The sequence below is a fragment of the Mycobacterium sp. 3519A genome (assembly GCF_900240945.1).
In the GTDB taxonomy this organism is placed as follows: domain Bacteria; phylum Actinomycetota; class Actinomycetes; order Mycobacteriales; family Mycobacteriaceae; genus Mycobacterium.
Window position 1 is genome coordinate 1293817 of the sequence record NZ_OESG01000014.1, and the last position, 16647, is coordinate 1310463.

At 66.1% G+C, this 16647-nt stretch carries 13 protein-coding genes; 11 read left to right on the top strand and 2 right to left on the bottom strand.

What is annotated here, in order from left to right; translation table 11 throughout:
- Position 1: 1 nt before the first annotated feature.
- Both C1A30_RS27155 and C1A30_RS27160 read right to left on the bottom strand, forming a co-directional pair.
- A complete protein-coding gene (locus C1A30_RS27155; RefSeq protein ID WP_101951378.1) occupies positions 2-1618 on the bottom strand; it encodes an N-acetylmuramoyl-L-alanine amidase in 1617 nt (538 codons plus the stop codon).
- A 144-nt stretch (positions 1619-1762) separates the two neighbouring features.
- Positions 1763-2710, bottom strand: coding sequence for a hypothetical protein (locus C1A30_RS27160; RefSeq protein WP_101951379.1), 948 nt, complete (start codon positions 2708-2710; stop codon positions 1763-1765).
- A gap of 189 nt (positions 2711-2899) precedes the next feature.
- Between C1A30_RS27160 and glf the strand changes: the two genes are divergently transcribed.
- From glf to fadD32, 11 genes are all read left to right on the top strand, one after another.
- A complete protein-coding gene (glf, locus tag C1A30_RS27165) occupies positions 2900-4144 on the top strand; it encodes a UDP-galactopyranose mutase (RefSeq protein ID WP_101951380.1) in 1245 nt (414 codons plus the stop codon).
- The gene (locus C1A30_RS27170; protein WP_101951381.1) at positions 4141-6078 is read left to right on the top strand and encodes a glycosyltransferase; all 1938 of its coding nucleotides are present in this window, start codon (positions 4141-4143) and stop codon (positions 6076-6078) included. Before glf ends, C1A30_RS27170 begins: the two co-directional genes overlap by 4 nt.
- Entirely contained in the window at positions 6071-6595 is a 525-nt protein-coding gene (locus C1A30_RS27175; RefSeq protein WP_101951382.1) for a phosphatase PAP2 family protein, read from the top strand. Before C1A30_RS27170 ends, C1A30_RS27175 begins: the two co-directional genes overlap by 8 nt.
- Before the next feature lie 38 nt (positions 6596-6633).
- Positions 6634-7548: a decaprenyl-phosphate phosphoribosyltransferase gene (locus C1A30_RS27180; RefSeq protein ID WP_101952915.1), complete on the top strand. Its 915-nt coding sequence runs from the start codon at positions 6634-6636 to the stop codon at positions 7546-7548.
- Between the two features lie 58 nt (positions 7549-7606).
- Positions 7607-9565, top strand: coding sequence for a flagellar motor control protein ZomB (zomB, locus tag C1A30_RS27185; protein WP_101951383.1), 1959 nt, complete (start codon positions 7607-7609; stop codon positions 9563-9565).
- 130 nt (positions 9566-9695) lie between these two features.
- A complete protein-coding gene (locus tag C1A30_RS27190) occupies positions 9696-10700 on the top strand; it encodes an alpha/beta hydrolase family protein (protein WP_101951384.1) in 1005 nt (334 codons plus the stop codon).
- Positions 10701-10816: 116 nt separating this feature from the next.
- Positions 10817-11869, top strand: coding sequence for an esterase family protein (locus C1A30_RS27195; protein ID WP_101951385.1), 1053 nt, complete (start codon positions 10817-10819; stop codon positions 11867-11869).
- A 136-nt stretch (positions 11870-12005) separates the two neighbouring features.
- Complete coding sequence (locus C1A30_RS27200) at positions 12006-12893, top strand: alpha/beta hydrolase-fold protein (protein WP_101951386.1); 888 nt, start codon at positions 12006-12008, stop codon at positions 12891-12893.
- A gap of 61 nt (positions 12894-12954) precedes the next feature.
- The gene (locus C1A30_RS27205) at positions 12955-13416 is read left to right on the top strand and encodes a DUF732 domain-containing protein (RefSeq protein ID WP_101951387.1); all 462 of its coding nucleotides are present in this window, start codon (positions 12955-12957) and stop codon (positions 13414-13416) included.
- Between the two features lie 9 nt (positions 13417-13425).
- Positions 13426-14436 carry a cutinase family protein gene (locus C1A30_RS27210; protein ID WP_101951388.1) on the top strand — a complete coding sequence of 337 codons (1011 nt, stop codon included), beginning with the start codon at positions 13426-13428 and terminating at the stop codon, positions 14434-14436.
- Between the two features lie 243 nt (positions 14437-14679).
- The gene (fadD32, locus tag C1A30_RS27215) at positions 14680-16572 is read left to right on the top strand and encodes a long-chain-fatty-acid--AMP ligase FadD32 (protein ID WP_101951389.1); all 1893 of its coding nucleotides are present in this window, start codon (positions 14680-14682) and stop codon (positions 16570-16572) included.
- The last annotated feature ends 75 nt before the right edge of the window (positions 16573-16647 follow it).

The window sequence follows — 16647 nt, forward strand, 5'->3', positions numbered from 1 at the left end:
GTCACGCCGAACTGATCGGCCGGAACCGCTCGAGTTGAATCGGCTCGGCCTCGGTCGACGGCGGTGGCAATTCCAGTGGCACACCGTCGATCACCCGGGTGACCGTGCCCTTCTCGCGGTCGAAGTTCAGGGTGCCGTGCTGGAAGTTCTGCACGATCCACTGCGGTTCCTGGATCTCGCCGCTGGTGGGCAGTCCCAGGGCCCCGCGCTCGAAGCCCAGTGAACCCCACGCCTTGTAGATCGCTCCGGTGACAGGTTCGGCGCCGCTCGGCGGCGACCAGTAGATGGCACCGTGATCGAACGTGACGTACCGGGTGTCCCCTTCGCCGGAGGCTTCCGGTGAGGTCGGTGCACCGAGCATGCTGTTCATTCCGCCCATCGCGTCCCAGCGCGCGAAAATCGCTCCGCCACGCAGGGATTCGGCAAGTTCCTCGGGCCCAGGCGGGGCGTTGAACCGCGCCGCGATGTCGCGGACTCGGTCCATCAGCGCGTACGCCGCATTGCCGGGACAGTCGGTGTTGCCGACGTCGCGGTGGGTGAAGATGGTCGGCAGCGTCGGTGTCGCACCGGCCGGGAACTTGGTGAAAGACCCTCCCGCGGAGGGCAATACAACGGTGCCGCGGGGATCGATGCGGTCGAGGCTCAGCCGCCAGCCGATCAACCGGGCGGTGTTGCGCAGTTGGATCGGGGTGGGCGGGACGACGTCGAAGTCACCGAGCATCGCCACGCCCCAGGTGTTGCGGTTGAAGCCGCCGGTGTGGGAACCCTCGACCGGCTTGTCCATGCCGCCTGCGCGGCCCTCGAAGACCTGGCCGTACTTGTCCACCAGCGCGTTGTAGGCGATGTCGCACCAGCCCAGCGTGCGGGTGTGGTACTCGTAGATCGACCGCACGATGCCCGCCGAATCCTCGGGGGCGTAGTCGTTGCTGCCCGCGGTGTGGTGCACGATCGCGGCGCGAATGCCGTTGTCGTACACCGTGTTCCCGCACCGCATCCCCTCATCGGCGCCCCATTGCGCGCGGCTGATGATGTGCGGCGGCTGCCCGGGGACGGTGGCCGCCGACGGCAGCGGCAGCGTGTCGACCGGGGCCTGCGGCGGGCTGATCAGCACCGCGTTGATGTTCTGGGCGAACGGCTGCTCGACGTTGGCTGGCACATAGCCCAGCGCGGGCTTCGCGGGCGCCGTCTTCGGACCCGGTGCGGTGGGCGCCGCTCCGACCGGGCGGGTGACCGAGATCTGCACGGTGTCGGTGCGGCCGACGAAGATGGGCTCGGTGCCGCGCGGCGTCGGCGAGTCCGGGCCGACGCCCTCCAGCGTCTCGGCCTCATACCAGGGTCCCCAGGACCCGTCGGCCTTTTTGGCCCGCACTTTCGCCGTGGTGCCGCTGAGGTCCTCCGCGGTCAGCGCAACCATCGAGAACGGCGTGTCCTGGTGCACCTCGCGCACGGTCTCCCCACCGCCGACCCCGGTCAGCGGTTGCTGGGTCAGCTGCGGCGCCTGGCTGGAGTGCTTGTCGTCGTGGCCGTCAGGCAACCCGTTGATTGCGAACGGCAGCATCACGACTGTCGCCGCGAGTGCGGTGAACAGCAGCGACGGCGCGGGACGACGGCACGGCACGGACCGATGTTACGTATGTGTCAGTTGTTACCAGTGTTTCGACACGGTGCTTACGTGAACTAAATGCAGGCCGCAACCTGCAACGGCACCGCAGAGCTCGGGGGCTGGTCTGCGGTGCCGTCTGGTTGCAGGACTATTGCCGAACTACAGGCCCGGAATCGGGATGGCTCCCGGACCCGGGATCTCCGGGGCGGCCGCTCCGGCGGCAGCGGGAATGGCCGAGGTGGCGGCCGCGGCGGCATCCGCGGCAGGCGCGCCCGCGGGCTTGATGGCCGACATGATGGCCGGCATCAGCACGCCCTTGAGCAGGTCGATCGCCTGACCGGCGCCGAGTTGGTTGGCGGCACTGGACAGGTCGCCGAGCAGGCCCGGGCTGCCGCCGGTGGCGGCGGGTGCGGCCAGCGACGGATCACCGAGGATCGGGTAGGTGCCCGCCGCAGGGTCCAGCCCGACCGGCGCCGAGATCGGCACCTCGCCAGGTGCAGGCAGCGCGCCCGCGTTGGATATCGGCGACGCCAGTGCGGGATCCGTCGCGCCGGCCGGTGGGGTGGTCAGACCCGGCGTCGCCAGTCCGGGAACTTGCCCTGTCGGACTGGTCAGCGCCGGGTTCGTCAATGCCGGGTTACTCAGCGCCGGGTCGGTCAGCGCGGGTCCCGTCGCGGTGGTAGGCGAGAGGCTGGCGCTCGGCGTGGTCAGGCCCGGCGTGGTCAACCCCGGGGTGGTCAACCCTGGCGTCGTCAACCCCGGTGTGGTCAGACCGGGTGCCGTCAGCGACGGCGACGTCAACCCGGGCGTGGTCAGGCTGGGGCTGGTCAGCGTCGTCGGGGTGCTGGCGCCTGAGCCGGTGAGCAGACTGGTCGGCATCGGGGGCAGGTTGATCCCGAACTGCGACAGGCCCTGCGAGAGCGCCGACATCAGTTCGTTGGGCAGGTCGGTGATCATCGCGGCCTGGACGAACTGGCGGTGCTGCGTCGGGGGTTTGGTGCTGTCGGACAGGTCGGACACGGCGATCACTGCTGCTGGACTCGCGACTGCCAGGGCGGCGACCGCGCTCATGGCTGTGGAAAGCCTGCGTCGACGTCGGTTCGGCACGGAAGTCTCCTCAATATATGGACTACGTCTGGTACGTGCGCTTGGCTGCCTCGCCAAGAAGTAACGTGATCGACGGTACTGGTGTGACTAATGAGGTAGAAGTGACGATGCGGAATTGTGAGCCGATCGCAACCTTCCGCCTTCTGTGGATTCGGGGCGCGCAGCGACGGTCGGATACCCTTGCTGCCGATGACTTCGCCTGATTCCCGGGACCCTTCGCTCCAGCCTTCTGGAGCCCGATTCGATCTTTTCGTCGTCGGTTCAGGATTCTTCGGCCTGACGATTGCCGAGCGCGTGGCGACCCAGTTGAACAAACGCGTTCTCGTCGTCGACCGGCGCCCGCACATCGGCGGCAACGCCTACTCCGAACCCGAACCGCAAACCGGCATCGAGGTGCACAAGTACGGGGCACACCTGTTTCACACGTCCAACCAGCGGGTGTGGGACTACGTGCGTCAGTTCACGGATTTCACCGGCTATCAGCACCGGGTGTTCGCGATGCACAACGGGCAGGCCTACCAGTTCCCGATGGGCCTCGGCCTCGTGTCGCAGTTCTTCGGCAAGTACTACTCGCCCGACGCGGCCCGCCAGCTGATCAAGGAGCAGGCGGCCGAGATCAAGACCGAGGACGCGCAGAACTTCGAGGAGAAGGCCATCTCGCTGGTCGGCCGGCCGCTGTACGAGGCTTTCCTTAAGCATTACACCGCCAAGCAATGGCAGACCGACCCGAAGGAACTGCCCGCCTCCACCATCACCCGGCTGCCGGTGCGCTACACCTTCGACAACCGCTACTTCAACGACACCTACGAAGGTCTGCCCGCCGAGGGGTACACCGCGTGGCTGCAGAACATGGCCGCCGACGACCGTATCGAGGTGCGGCTGAACACCGACTGGTTCGACGTCCGCGACTCGCTGCGTCAAAAGGCCCCGTCGGCTCCGGTTGTTTATACCGGACCGCTGGACCGGTACTTCGACTACGCCGAGGGTCGGTTGGGTTGGCGCACATTGGATTTCGAGGTTGAAGTGCTCGACACCGGAGATTTCCAGGGCACCCCGGTGATGAACTACAACGACGCCGACGTGCCCTATACGCGGATCCACGAGTTCCGCCACTTCCACCCCGAGCGGGATTACCCGACCGACAAGACGGTGATCATGCGGGAGTTCAGCAGGTTCGCAGGCGACGAAGACGAGCCGTACTACCCGATCAACACCGAAACCGACCGTGCGGTGCTGGCCGCCTACCGTGCGCGGGCAAAGGCCGAGACGGCATCATCGAAGGTGTTGTTCGGCGGCCGGTTGGGCACCTATCAGTACCTCGACATGCACATGGCCATCGCCAGCGCGCTGAACATGTACGACAACACGCTCGCGCCGCACCTGCGTGACGGCGCGCCACTGACCGACAATGGCACAGAAAGCAACAGCGCATGAGTGACATCCCGTCCGGCGCGCTCGACGCCGGGGAATCGAAGGCGGTCAGCCTGATCGCCCGCGTCATCCTGCCGCGCCCGGGTGAGCCGTTGGACGTCCGCAAGCTCTATATAGAGGAATCGGACACCAATGCCAGGCGTGCGCACGCGCCCGCCCGGACCACCCTGGAAATCGGTGCGGAGTCCGAGGTCTCGTTCGCGACGTACTTCAACGCCTTCCCCGCCAGTTACTGGCGACGGTGGTCGGTGCTGGAGTCGGTGGTGCTGCGTGTCGAGTTGAGCGGCAGTGCGCGCATCGACGTGTACCGCTCCAAGGCCACCGGAGCTCGCATCACCGTTGGCGGTGCGCCGGTGTCGAGCGACGACTCCGATGAGCCGGCCGTGGTGGAGTTCGAGATCGGTCTCGACCCGTTCGAGGACGGCGGCTGGATCTGGTTCGACATCACCACCAATTCGAAGGTCACCGTGCACAGCGCCGGCTGGTACGCGCCGGTGCCCGCACCGGGCCGAGCCAACGTCGCGGTCGGCATCCCGACCTTCAACCGCCCGGCGGACTGCGTCAACGCGTTGGCGGCCTTGACCTCGGATCCGTTGGTGGACAAGGTGATCGGGGCGGTCATCGTATCGGACCAAGGCACCAAGAAGGCACTCGACCACCCGGGGTTCGCGGCCGCGGCCGCCGCGCTGGGTAACCGGCTGTCGATTCACAACCAGCCGAACTTGGGCGGTTCGGGCGGCTACAGCCGGGTGATGTACGAGGCGCTGAAAAACACTGACTGCGAACAGATTCTGTTCATGGACGACGATATCCGGATCGAGCCGGACTCGATCCTGCGCGCGTTGGCGATGAACCGGTTCGCCAAGGTGCCCACCCTTGTCGGCGGACAGATGCTCAACCTGCAGGAGCCATCGCATCTGCACGTGATGGGCGAGATGGTCGCGCAAGAGAACTTCATGTGGACCAACGCGGTCAACACCGAATACGACCACAACTTCGCCAAGTACCCGCTCAACGACGAAGAGGAATACCGAAGCAGGCTGCTGCACCGCCGCATCGACGTCGACTACAACGGCTGGTGGATGTGCATGATCCCGCGGCAGGTGGCCGAAGAACTCGGCCAGCCGCTGCCGCTGTTCATCAAGTGGGACGACGCGGACTACGGCCTGCGCGCCGGTGAGCACGGCTACCCGACGGTCACCCTTCCCGGTGCCGCCATTTGGCACATGGCGTGGAGCGACAAGGACGACGCGATCGACTGGCAGGCGTACTTCCACCTACGCAACCGACTGGTGGTCGCCGCCTTGCACTGGGACGGCAACATCCGCGGATTGCTCGCCAGCCATCTCAAGGCCACTATCAAACATCTTCTGTGCCTTGAGTATTCGACCGTCGCGATCCAGAACAGGGCGATGGACGACTTCTTGGCGGGTCCTGAGCACATCTTCTCGATCCTCGAGTCCGCGCTGCCCGAGATCCGCGCGATGCGCCAGCAGTATCCCGATGCGGTGGTCCTGCCGGGTGCCACCGCGCTGCCGCCACCGTCGGACAAGCGGTGGCGCAAGAAGGTGACCATCCCGACCAACCCGCTGGCGATCGCGGTGCGACTGGTGCGCGGCGTCATCCACCAACTCAAGCCGCACGACCCCGAACACCATCTTCGTCCGCAGATCAACGTCGCGACGCAGGACGCCAGGTGGTTCTCGTTGTGCAAGGTCGACGGGGTCACGGTGACCACCGCCGATGGCCGCGGCGTGGTCTACCGGCAACGGGATCGCGCGAAAATGTTTGCGCTGCTTCGGGAGTCGTTGCGGCGCCAGCTCATCCTGGCCCGCAAGTTCAACAAGATGCGCAGGGTCTACCGCGAGGCGCTGCCAGTGCTGTCCAGCAAGCAGAAGTGGGAATCGGTCTTGTTAGAGGCCTCCCCGCATGCCTGACGAGTTGCGGGGCGAAGAAGCCGCGCTGGTGGCCGTGCAGTCGGCGCTCGCCGACCGGCCGGGGGTGCTGGCGGGGGCGCGCGCACTGTCCCACTTCGGTGAGCACAGCCTCGGCTGGCTGGCGATCTCCGCGCTCGGTGCGCTGCTGCAGCCGTCGCGGCGGCAAGCCTGGTTGGCCGCGGGTGCCGGTGCCTTTCTCGCCCATGCCGCGGCGGTGCTGATCAAGCGGGTGGTCAAGCGCGAGCGCCCGCATCACCCCGCGGTCGCGGTCAACGTCGGCACACCGAGTCGACTGAGCTTCCCGTCGGCGCACGCCACCTCGACCACCGCGGCGTCGATCCTGCTGGCACGCACCACCGGCTTTCCGCTGCCCGCGGTGTTGGTACCGCCGATGGCGTTGTCCCGCTTGGTTCTTGGCGTGCATTACCCCAGCGACGTGCTCACCGGCGTCGCGGTAGGGGCGGTGGTCGCGAAGACCGTCGGAGCCGTCGCTGACCGGGTTGGAGGAGATGGATGAGCATCTCGAGTGAGAGCAGTGCAGAGAGCGCGCAGAAGATGAGTGAAGAACCGGCACCGGTCAAGGGCCCACCCAGCAACGTCGTGACCGGGCTGATCAAGGCGATCCGACCCCGGCAATGGGTGAAGAATCTGCTCGTCCTGATCGCGCCGGTTGCCGCGTTCGGCAGCGACGTCAAGTTCAGCGTCGAAGGCGTCGCGGTCAACGTGGCGATCGCGTTCGTGGCGTTCAGCCTCGCGGCGTCTTGCGTGTATCTGATCAACGATGCCCGCGACGTCGAAGCGGACCGGCAGCATCCGACGAAGCGCTTCCGCCCGATCGCCGCTGGCGTGGTGCCCGAGTGGCTCGCCTACAGCGTCGCAGTGGTACTCGGCATCGCCGCGCTCGCGGTCTCGCTGTTGGCCAGCCCGAACCTGGCCGTGGTGATCGCCATCTACATCGCAATGCAGATGGCCTACTGCTTCGGACTCAAACACCAACCGGTGCTTGACATCTGCATCGTCGCCTCGGCGTATCTGATCCGCGCCATCGCGGGCGGCGCCGCCGCAGGAATCCCGCTGTCGCAGTGGTTCCTGCTCGGCATGACGTTCGCCTCGTTGTTCATGGTGGGCGGCAAGCGCTACGCCGAACTGCAACTCGCCGAGCGCACCGGCGCCAAGATCCGCAAATCTCTGGAGAGCTACACGGCGTCCTACCTGCGCTTCGTGTGGACGCTGTCGGCCACCGCGACCGTCCTCTGCTACGGGCTGTGGGCCTTCGAGCGGGATGGCAACTACGCGTCGTGGTATGCGGTGACGATCATTCCGTTCACGATCGCGATCCTGCGATACGCGGTCGACGTGGACGGCGGGCTGGCAGGCGAGCCGGAGGAGATCGCGCTGAAGGACCGTGTGCTCCAACTGCTCGCCGTGGCGTGGATCGGGACCATCGGTGCCGCCCTTTTCCTCAGCTGAACGATACAGAGCCGCGGCCGCGGCTCGGCTGGCCCGCTGGCCGGCGTTCCCGTACGACATGACCACCAGGGTCAGCCTGTGGATCGGCGTGATCGCCGTGTCCGCGCTCTACGGCTGGGGCGCATGGCAGCGGCGCTGGATCGCAGACGACGGGCTGATCGTGCTGCGCACCGTGCGAAACCTGTTGGCCGGCAACGGCCCGGTGTTCAATGCGGGCGAACGCGTCGAGGCCAACACCTCGACCGTCTGGACCTACCTGATCACGCTGTTCAGCTGGATCGGCGGCGAAGTGCAACTGGAGTACGTGGCGCTGTTCCTCGCGCTGGTGCTCAGCGTCGCGGGCGTCGCGCTGTTGATGCTCGGCGCGGGCCGGTTGTACGCGCCAGGCTTGCGCGGCCGACGCGCGCTGCTGCTGCCCGCGGGCGCGCTGGTGTACATCGCGGTGCCGCCCGCGCGGGACTTCGCCACCTCGGGACTCGAAAACGGGCTGGTACTGGCCTATCTGGGCCTGCTGTGGTGGATGATGGTGGCCTGGTCGCAGGCTCTGCGCGCCTACCCCGGCGGGCAGCAACCGCTGCCACGCCGCGGTGCACCGCAGCCGACGACCAACGCGGTCAGCGGATTATTCGACGGCACACTGGCTTTCGTCGCCGGATTGAGCGTGCTGGTGCGCCCCGAACTGGCGCTGGTCGGCGGGCTGGCGTTGATCATGATGCTCGTCGCGGCCCGCGGTTGGCGCCGTCGACTGCTGATCGTCGTGGCCGGCGGCCTCCTGCCGGTCGGCTATCAGATCTTCCGGATGGGCTACTACGGCCTGCTCTATCCCAGCACCGCGATCGCCAAGGACGCGTCGGGATCCAAATGGGCGCAAGGCTTTGTATACCTGACCAACTTCAACCGGCCGTATCTGCTGTGGGCGCCCGCCATCCTGCTCGCCGGCCTCGGCCTGGTCACCCTGGTAACCAAGGGCAGGCCGTGGTGGATCCGCCGGGGCACCCCACCTGGCTACAGCTGGTTGGCCCGTAGGGTGCAAAGCCCTTCGGCGGTAGTCATTTTCATTCTCGTCAGCGGACTGCTGCAGGGCATCTACTGGATCCGCCAGGGCGGTGACTTCATGCACGGCAGAGTGCTGCTCACCCCCATCTTCTGCCTGCTGGCACCGGTGGCGGTGATTCCGATGGCGTTGCCCGATGGCGCCCGAATGCCCCGTGGCCCAGCCTATTTGTTCGCGGGCGCGACCGGTGTGCTGTGGTTGGCCGTCGCGGTGTGGTCGTTGTGGGCGGCCAACTCACCTGGACTAGGCGCCGACGCCACCCGGGTCACCTATACCGGCATCGTCGACGAGCGGCGGTTCTACTCTCAGGCCACCGGCAACCCGCACCCGCTGACCGCCGCCGACTATTTGGACTATCCGCGGATGCGGGCTGTGCTCACCGCGCTGGACAACACCCCCGACGGCGCGCTGCTGCTGCCGTCGGGCAACTATGACCAGTGGGACGTGGTGCCCGCCGTCCCACCGCCGCCCGATATGCCTCCCGAGCTTCGCAAGAAGTACAAGGGCCCGCACACAGTGTTTTTCACCAACCTCGGCATGCTCGGCATGAACGTGGGGTTGGACGTGCGGGTGATCGACCAGATCGGTCTGGCAAATCCGCTGGCGGCGCATACGGCGCGCCTGCTCGACGGTCGCATCGGGCACGACAAGAACCTGTTCCCGGACTGGGCGGTGGCCGAAGGACCGTTCCTGCCGATGCCGCCGTTCATCCCGGCCTACCTCGATGAGGACTGGGTCGCGCAGGCCAAGGCCGCGTTGAAGTGCCCCGCCACCGACTCGATGCTCAACGCGATTCGCAGTCCGATGAGCTTGCGTCGGTTTGTATCGAATTTGCTGCACGCCGCGGAGTTCAGCAGCTACCGGATCGACCGGGTGCCGCTCTACGAGCTGAAACGCTGCGGGCTGCCTGTGCCGCCGCCGTCGGCGCCACCCTACACGGGCATGCCTGCCACCGGACCGTGAGCTGCCGCCGATTTGTTAGCTGGCGGGGTTTTCTGGGAGTTTGGTAACACCGCAGCCGTATTGGCGCGATAGCTACTTCGAGACCGCCGGCGAAACGGCGTGCACACCTGAACGGACGGTAGACCAGCAGATGCCCAGGCAATCGGTGGACAGCGCTGTGCCTAATCGGCTTCGGCGCATGCTGGTCGTGGCCGCAGCGGTGCTGATGCTTCCCGCGCTCGGCGTCGTGCCGGTCGCCAACGCGTTTTCGCGTGAAGGGCTGCCCGTCGAATACCTCGACGTGTACTCGACGGCGATGGGCCGCAACATCCGGGTGCAGTTCCAGCCCGCGTCGGACGCCGCATCCGCACCTACTGCAGCGAGCAAGGCCGTCTATCTGCTCGACGGCATGCGGGCACGCGACGACTACAACGGCTGGGATGTCGAAACGCCTGCCTTCGAGTGGTTTCACAACTCCGGTGTCGCCACGGTGATGCCCGTCGGCGGGCAGTCCAGCTTCTACACGGACTGGTATTCGCCGTCGAGCTTCAACAACCAGACCTTCACTTACAAGTGGGAGACATTTCTCACCAGTGAGCTCCCGGTGTGGCTTGCGACCAACAAGCAGATCTCGATGACGGGCAATGGCGTTGTCGGACTGTCGATGTCGGGAAGTGCGGCGCTGATCCTCTCGGCCTATCACCCGTCACAGTTCTCGTATGCGGCATCGTTGTCGGGCTTTTTGAACCCGTCCGCGCTGTTCATGCAGCAAGCCATTCGCGTCGCGATGCTCGACGCAGGCGGCTACAACGTCGACAATATGTGGGGCGCCCCATGGGATTCCGCGTGGAAGCGCAACGATCCCATCAAGCAGGTGTCGCGCATCGTCGCGAATTCAACGCGGCTGTGGATCTACTGCGCACCTGGTGGGAACACGCCGGTGAATCCCAATCCAGATCCGAATCAACAGTTCAACGCAGACAGCCTTGAAGGCATGGCCATCAAGAGCAACAAGGACTTTCAAGAGGCTTACGCGAAGGCTGGCGGCAACAACGCGACCTTTGTGTTTCCGTCGGCTGGCAACCATGCGTGGCCATATTGGGCGCAGCAATTGACGGCGCTGAAACCAGACCTGATCGCGACCCTCAACGGCTGAGGAGCGACCAGGGACGATACACGCTGAGAAGAGGAATCACGCGCAGGTGTGGTTGACTACACGAGCACGCCGCGGGTTCGGCTGTGCGGCTTACGACAGATGGGATAGGTAGAAGCATGAAGTTCGTTGGGAAGATGCGCGGCGCCTGGGTGCGTCGGCTCACGATTGCGGCCATGGCCGCTGCCGTGTTGCCCGGCCTCGTGGGGTTCGTCGGCGGCTCGGCGACTGCGGGGGCTTTTTCTCGTCCGGGTCTGCCGGTCGAGTACCTCATGGTTCCGTCAGCGGGGATGGGACGCGACATCAAGGTTCAGTTTCAGAGCGGCGGCGCCAACACTCCTGGCGTGTACCTGCTCGACGGCCTTCGTGCCCAGGACGACTTCAACGGCTGGGACATCAACACTGCGGCATTTGAGTGGTACCTCAACTCCGGCCTTTCGGTGATCATGCCGGTCGGCGGGCAGTCCAGCTTCTACAGCGACTGGTATTCGCCAGCGTGCAGCAAGAAGACCGGGGCCTGCCAGACCTATAAATGGGAGACGTTCCTGACTCAGGAGCTGCCGGCATACCTGGCGGCCAACAAGGGCGTCGACGCCAGCCGCAACGCCGCAGTCGGTCTGTCGATGGCCGGTTCGGCCGCGCTGACCCTGGCGATCTACCACCCCAACCAGTTCCAGTACGCAGCCTCGCTGTCCGGCTTCTTGAACCTGTCCGAGGGTTGGTGGCCGATGCTGGTGAACATCTCAATGGGTGACGCAGGCGGCTACAAGGCCGACGACATGTGGGGTAAGACCGAGGACCCCAACAGCGCGTGGAAGCGCAACGACCCGATGGTCAACATGGCGAAGCTGGTCGCGAACAACACCCGCATCTGGGTCTACTGCGGTAACGGCACTCCTTCGGACCTGAGCGCGGGCGTGTCGGCGGGCAACCTGTTCAACGCCAAGTTCCTGGAGAGCTTCACGCTCCGCACGAACAAGACGTTCCAGGAGAACTACATCGCCGCGGGCGGTAAGAACGGCGTGTTCAACTTCCCGAGCGACGGTGTGCACGACTGGCCGTACTGGGGTCAGCAGCTGCAGCAGATGAAGCCCGACATCCAGCGGGTGCTCGGCGCGACGCCGCAGGAAGTTCCCATGGCGCAGGCCACCGCTAACACCTCCGGCGGCTAATCGCTGACGACAACACGATCGACGGCGGCGACTCTCGCAAGGGTCGCCGCCGTCATCGTTTCCGAAGCGCCCCGCAACGGTGATGTGGTTCACTACCTCCGGCGGGGACCAAGCGGATGCGACGTGAGGTGGGTTTATGCGTGGGTTGATACGAGGGTTCTTGACCGTGGCGCTGGCCGCTGGACTGTGGTCGGTCGGCACGTCCATGGCGCCGGTCGCCAAGGCCGACGTCGAGATGCTGATGGTGCCGTCGGCCGCGATGGGCCGCGATATCCCCGTCGCCTTCCAGGGCGGCGGCCCGCACATGGTGGTGCTGCTCGACGCGTTCAACGCGGCACCCGACGTGAGCAACTGGGTGACGGCGGGCAACGCGATGAACACGCTCGCCGGTAAAGGCATCTCGGTGGCCGCACCCGCAGGTGGAGCGTGGAGCCTCTACACCAACTGGGAGCAGGACGGCGGCAGGCAGTGGGAGACCTTCCTGGCCGACGAGCTGCCCAACTGGATGGCCGCCAACAAGGGCCTGGCGCCGAGCGGGCACGGCATCGTCGGCGCCGCGCAGGGCGGCACCGGAGCGGTGACCATCGCCACCTTCCATCCTGACCGCTACCGCTTCGCCGGATCGCTGTCCGGATTCCTGAACCCGTCCAACACCTACACCAACGGCGCGATCACCGCCGGACTCGCGCAGTACGGCGGCGTCGACACCCGCAACATGTGGGGCTTGCCGCAGCTGGGCCGGTGGAAGTGGCATGACCCGGATGTGCACGTGCAGTTGCTCGCGGACAACAACACTCGGCTGTGGATCTTCAGCCCGTCGACGCTGGGATGCGCCGATCCGGCCGCGATGATCGGCTACTGCGATCAGGCCCAGGGCAGCAACCGTTCGTTCTACCAGCACTACCGCTCTGTCGGCGGGCACAACGGGCACTTCGACTTCCCCGACGGCCCGCAACACGACTGGGGTACCTGGGCTGGTCAGCTCGGCGCGATGTCAGGGGAACTCGTCGCCACGATCAGGTAGCCGCGACCAGCCACGGCCTCGGTCACCGGGTTCCCGCTTCACTAGCCGGTACCTTGGAGGAGTGCAGCAGCCCGAACGACGCCCGACCGGCTTGGCAAACCTGTCCAGGTGGTCGGCAACCTCGTTTCTGGTCGCGTCGTCCGCGGCCCTGCTGACCGGGTGCTCCGTCGTCAACGATGTGATGACCACCGTCGGAATGTCGACGTCCGAGAGTGCGCCCGCGCCGTCCCAACCGGACAGCGACGGCAACGCGATGGTCGTGACCGAACAGCAGCGCGCGTATCTCGATGCGCTGAACGCTGCCGGAGTCAGACCGTCGAGCGATTTGATGGCGCTGCGCATCGGGTCGTACGTGTGCCAGGCGCGTGCCGCCAAACAGAGTGATCAAGCTGTCTGGGACGTCGTGGTGCCGTTGGTGCGCGGCGACGTGCGGACCGCGCACCTGAGTTCGTCGGCGGCGGCGGGTGACGTGGACGCGGCGACGGCTGACTACATTCGGATCGCAACCGACAGACTCTGCTAGCAGGAGCACATGTCCAAAACCAATCGGCGGAAACGCCACCGTATCCTCGCGCTCGTCGCAGCCGGGGCGATGGCCCTTGTCGTCGTGTTGATCGTCGCGATCGTGATCGTGGTGCTGCGCAAGCCGGAGACCCCGACGACCGCGCTGCCGCCGGGCGCGGTGCCGCCCACCGCGGTCCCGCCCACCGGTAAGAAGCCGCGTCCGGATTTCCAGTCCGCCGACTGCCCGGACGTCGAGATGATCTCGATCCCGGGCACCTGGGAGTCCTCGCCGCAGTTGGACCCGCACAACCCGGTGCAGTTCCCGGCGGCGCTGCTGCTCAACGTGACCAATCCAGTGCGCGCGCAGTTCGGCAACGATCGGCTGGAGATCTTCACCGTCCCGTACACCGCGCAGTTCCACAATCCGCTGTCGGCCGACAAGCAGATGTCCTACAACGACAGTCGGGCGGAGGGCACCCGCAACGCGGTCAACGAGATGAAGCGGATGAACGATCAGTGCCCGTTGACCAGTTACGTGCTCGTCGGCTTCTCGCAGGGCGCGGTGATCGCCGGTGACATCGCCAGCGACATCGGTAACGGGCGTGGACCGGTCGACGAGGACCTGGTGCTCGGGGTCACGGTGATCGCCGACGGCCGCCGCCAGGACAACATCGGTCAGGACATCGGGCCGAACCCCGACGGTCAAGGTGCAGAGATCACGCTGCAGGAAGTGCCGACGCTGTCGGCGATGGGCCTGACGATGACGGGCCCGCGGCCCGGCGGATTCGGCTCGCTCAACGACCGCACCAACGAGATCTGCGCGCGCGGCGACCTGATCTGCGCGGCGCCGGAGTCGGCGTTCAACATCACTCAGTTGCCGCGCACGCTCGAGGTGCTGGCAGGCAATGGCGGACAACCCATTCACGCGATGTACGCCACGCCGGAGTTCTGGAATCTCGACGGTGCCTCGGCCACACAGTGGACACTGGGGTGGGCGCAGAACGTGATCGATAACGCTCCGCACCCAAAACATGGCTGACATGTGACCGGAGCGATTTGGCGTGTGCCAACAGGTCGCCTAACATTAAGAAAAAACTAAGAGGGGTGCGCGGAAGTCGGGCTGAATACGCAGGTCAGGGCCCATAAAGGCGGTCAACGCCTACTCCCCGGTACGATTTCCGGGGCTTGGGTTCGCGCGGTTCGCCTCGCGTGACTGCGGCGCCCCGCCGGCAAAAGCTGAAGTGGCTTCGCGATGTGCGCGTGGCTTTGACAGGAGAGTGCGATGGCGTTCCACAACCCGTTTCTGAAAGACGGACTGATCAAGTTTCCGGACAACGGAAGCTTGGTCAAGCACGTCGAGAAGTGGGCCAAGGTGCGTGGTGACAAGCTCGCCTATCGGTTCCTCGACTTCTCCACCGAGCGCGACGGCGTGGCGCGTGACCTGACATGGTCCGACTTCGGTGCGCGCAACCGTGCGCTCGCCGCCCGCCTGCAGCAGGTGACTCAGCCCGGCGACCGGGTGGCGATCCTGTGCCCGCAGAACCTCGACTACGTCGTCGCGTTGTACGGCACCATCTACTCGGGTCGTATCGCCGTGCCACTGTTCGACCCGTCCGAGCCCGGTCACGTCGGCCGGTTGCATGCGGTGCTCGACGACTGCACGCCGTCGGCGATCCTGACCACCACCGAGGCCGCAGAAGGCGTGCGAAAGTTCTTCCGCACCAGGCCTGCCAAGGAACGCCCCCGCGTCATCGCCGTCGACGCGGTACCCGTCGAGGTGGGCGCGACGTGGGTCCCGGTCGAGGACGTCACCGAGGACACCATCGCTTACCTGCAGTACACATCGGGCTCGACGCGCGTCCCGACCGGAGTTCAGATCACCCACCTCAATCTGGCGACCAACATCGTCCAGGTCATCGAGGCCCTCGACGGCCAGGAAGGTGACCGCGGCTGCTCGTGGCTGCCGTTCTTCCACGACATGGGCCTCATCACGGCGATGTTGTCGCCGATGATCGGATACCACTTCACGTTCATGACTCCTGCCGCCTTCGTCCGCAGGCCCGGCCGGTGGCTGCGGGAGATGTCGCGCAAACCCGACGACACCGGCGGCGTCATCTCGGTGGCGCCGAACTTCGCCTTCGACCACGCTGCGGCGCGCGGTCTGCCCAAGGATGACGAGCCGCCGCTCGACTTGAGCGTGGTGAAGTGCATCCTCAACGGCAGCGAGCCGATCTCGGCCGCCACCGTGAACAGGTTCAACGAGGCGTTCGCTCCGTACGGATTCAAGCCTCAGGCGATCAAGCCCTCCTACGGACTGGCGGAGGCGACGCTGTTCGTGTCGACCACACCGATGGACGCCGAGCCCAGCATCGTCCACGTCGACCGCGATGCGCTGAACACCGGCACGTTCGTCCAGGTCGACGCCGACTCGCCGAAGGCCGTCGCACAGGCAGGTGCAGGCAAGATCGGCGTCGCAGAGTGGGCGGTGATCGTCGACGCGGACACCGCCAGCGAGCTGCCTGACGGTCAGATCGGCGAGGTCTGGATCAGTGGGCAGAACATGGGCACGGGCTACTGGGGTAAGCCCGAGGAGACGGTCGCCACCTTCCAGAACATCCTGAAGTCGCGGACCAATCCGTCGCACGCCCAGGGCGCAGCAGACGACGCGACGTGGGTGCGCACCGGCGACCTTGGCGCCTACCACGACGGCGAGCTCTACATCACCGGCCGCACAAAGGATCTGGTGATCATCGACGGCCGCAACCACTATCCCCAGGACCTCGAGTACTCGGCGCAGGAGGCGTCGAAGGCGCTTCGCACGGGGTTCGTCGCCGCATTCTCGGTGCCCGCGAACCAGTTGCCTGACGAGGTGTTCGAGAACGCGCACGCCGGTCTCAAGCGCGATCCGGGCGACACATCCGAGCAGTTGGTGATCGTCGGGGAGAGAGCGCCCGGCGCGCACAAGCTCGAACTGGGCCCGATCGCCGACGAGATTCGCGCCGCGATCGCGGTGCGCCACGGCGTCACCGTGCGTGACGTGCTGCTGACCGCCGCGGGCGCGATCCCGCGCACGTCGAGCGGCAAGATCGGCCGCCGTGCCTGCCGCGCCGCCTATCTCGACGGCAGCCTGCGCAGCGGGCGCGTGGCCAACGCGTTCCCCGACGAAACCGACTAGAACCTTCGAAAATGGCTGACACACAAGACGATTCGCAACAACCCGACCTAGTATCCGGCGACGAGGTTCAGCTCG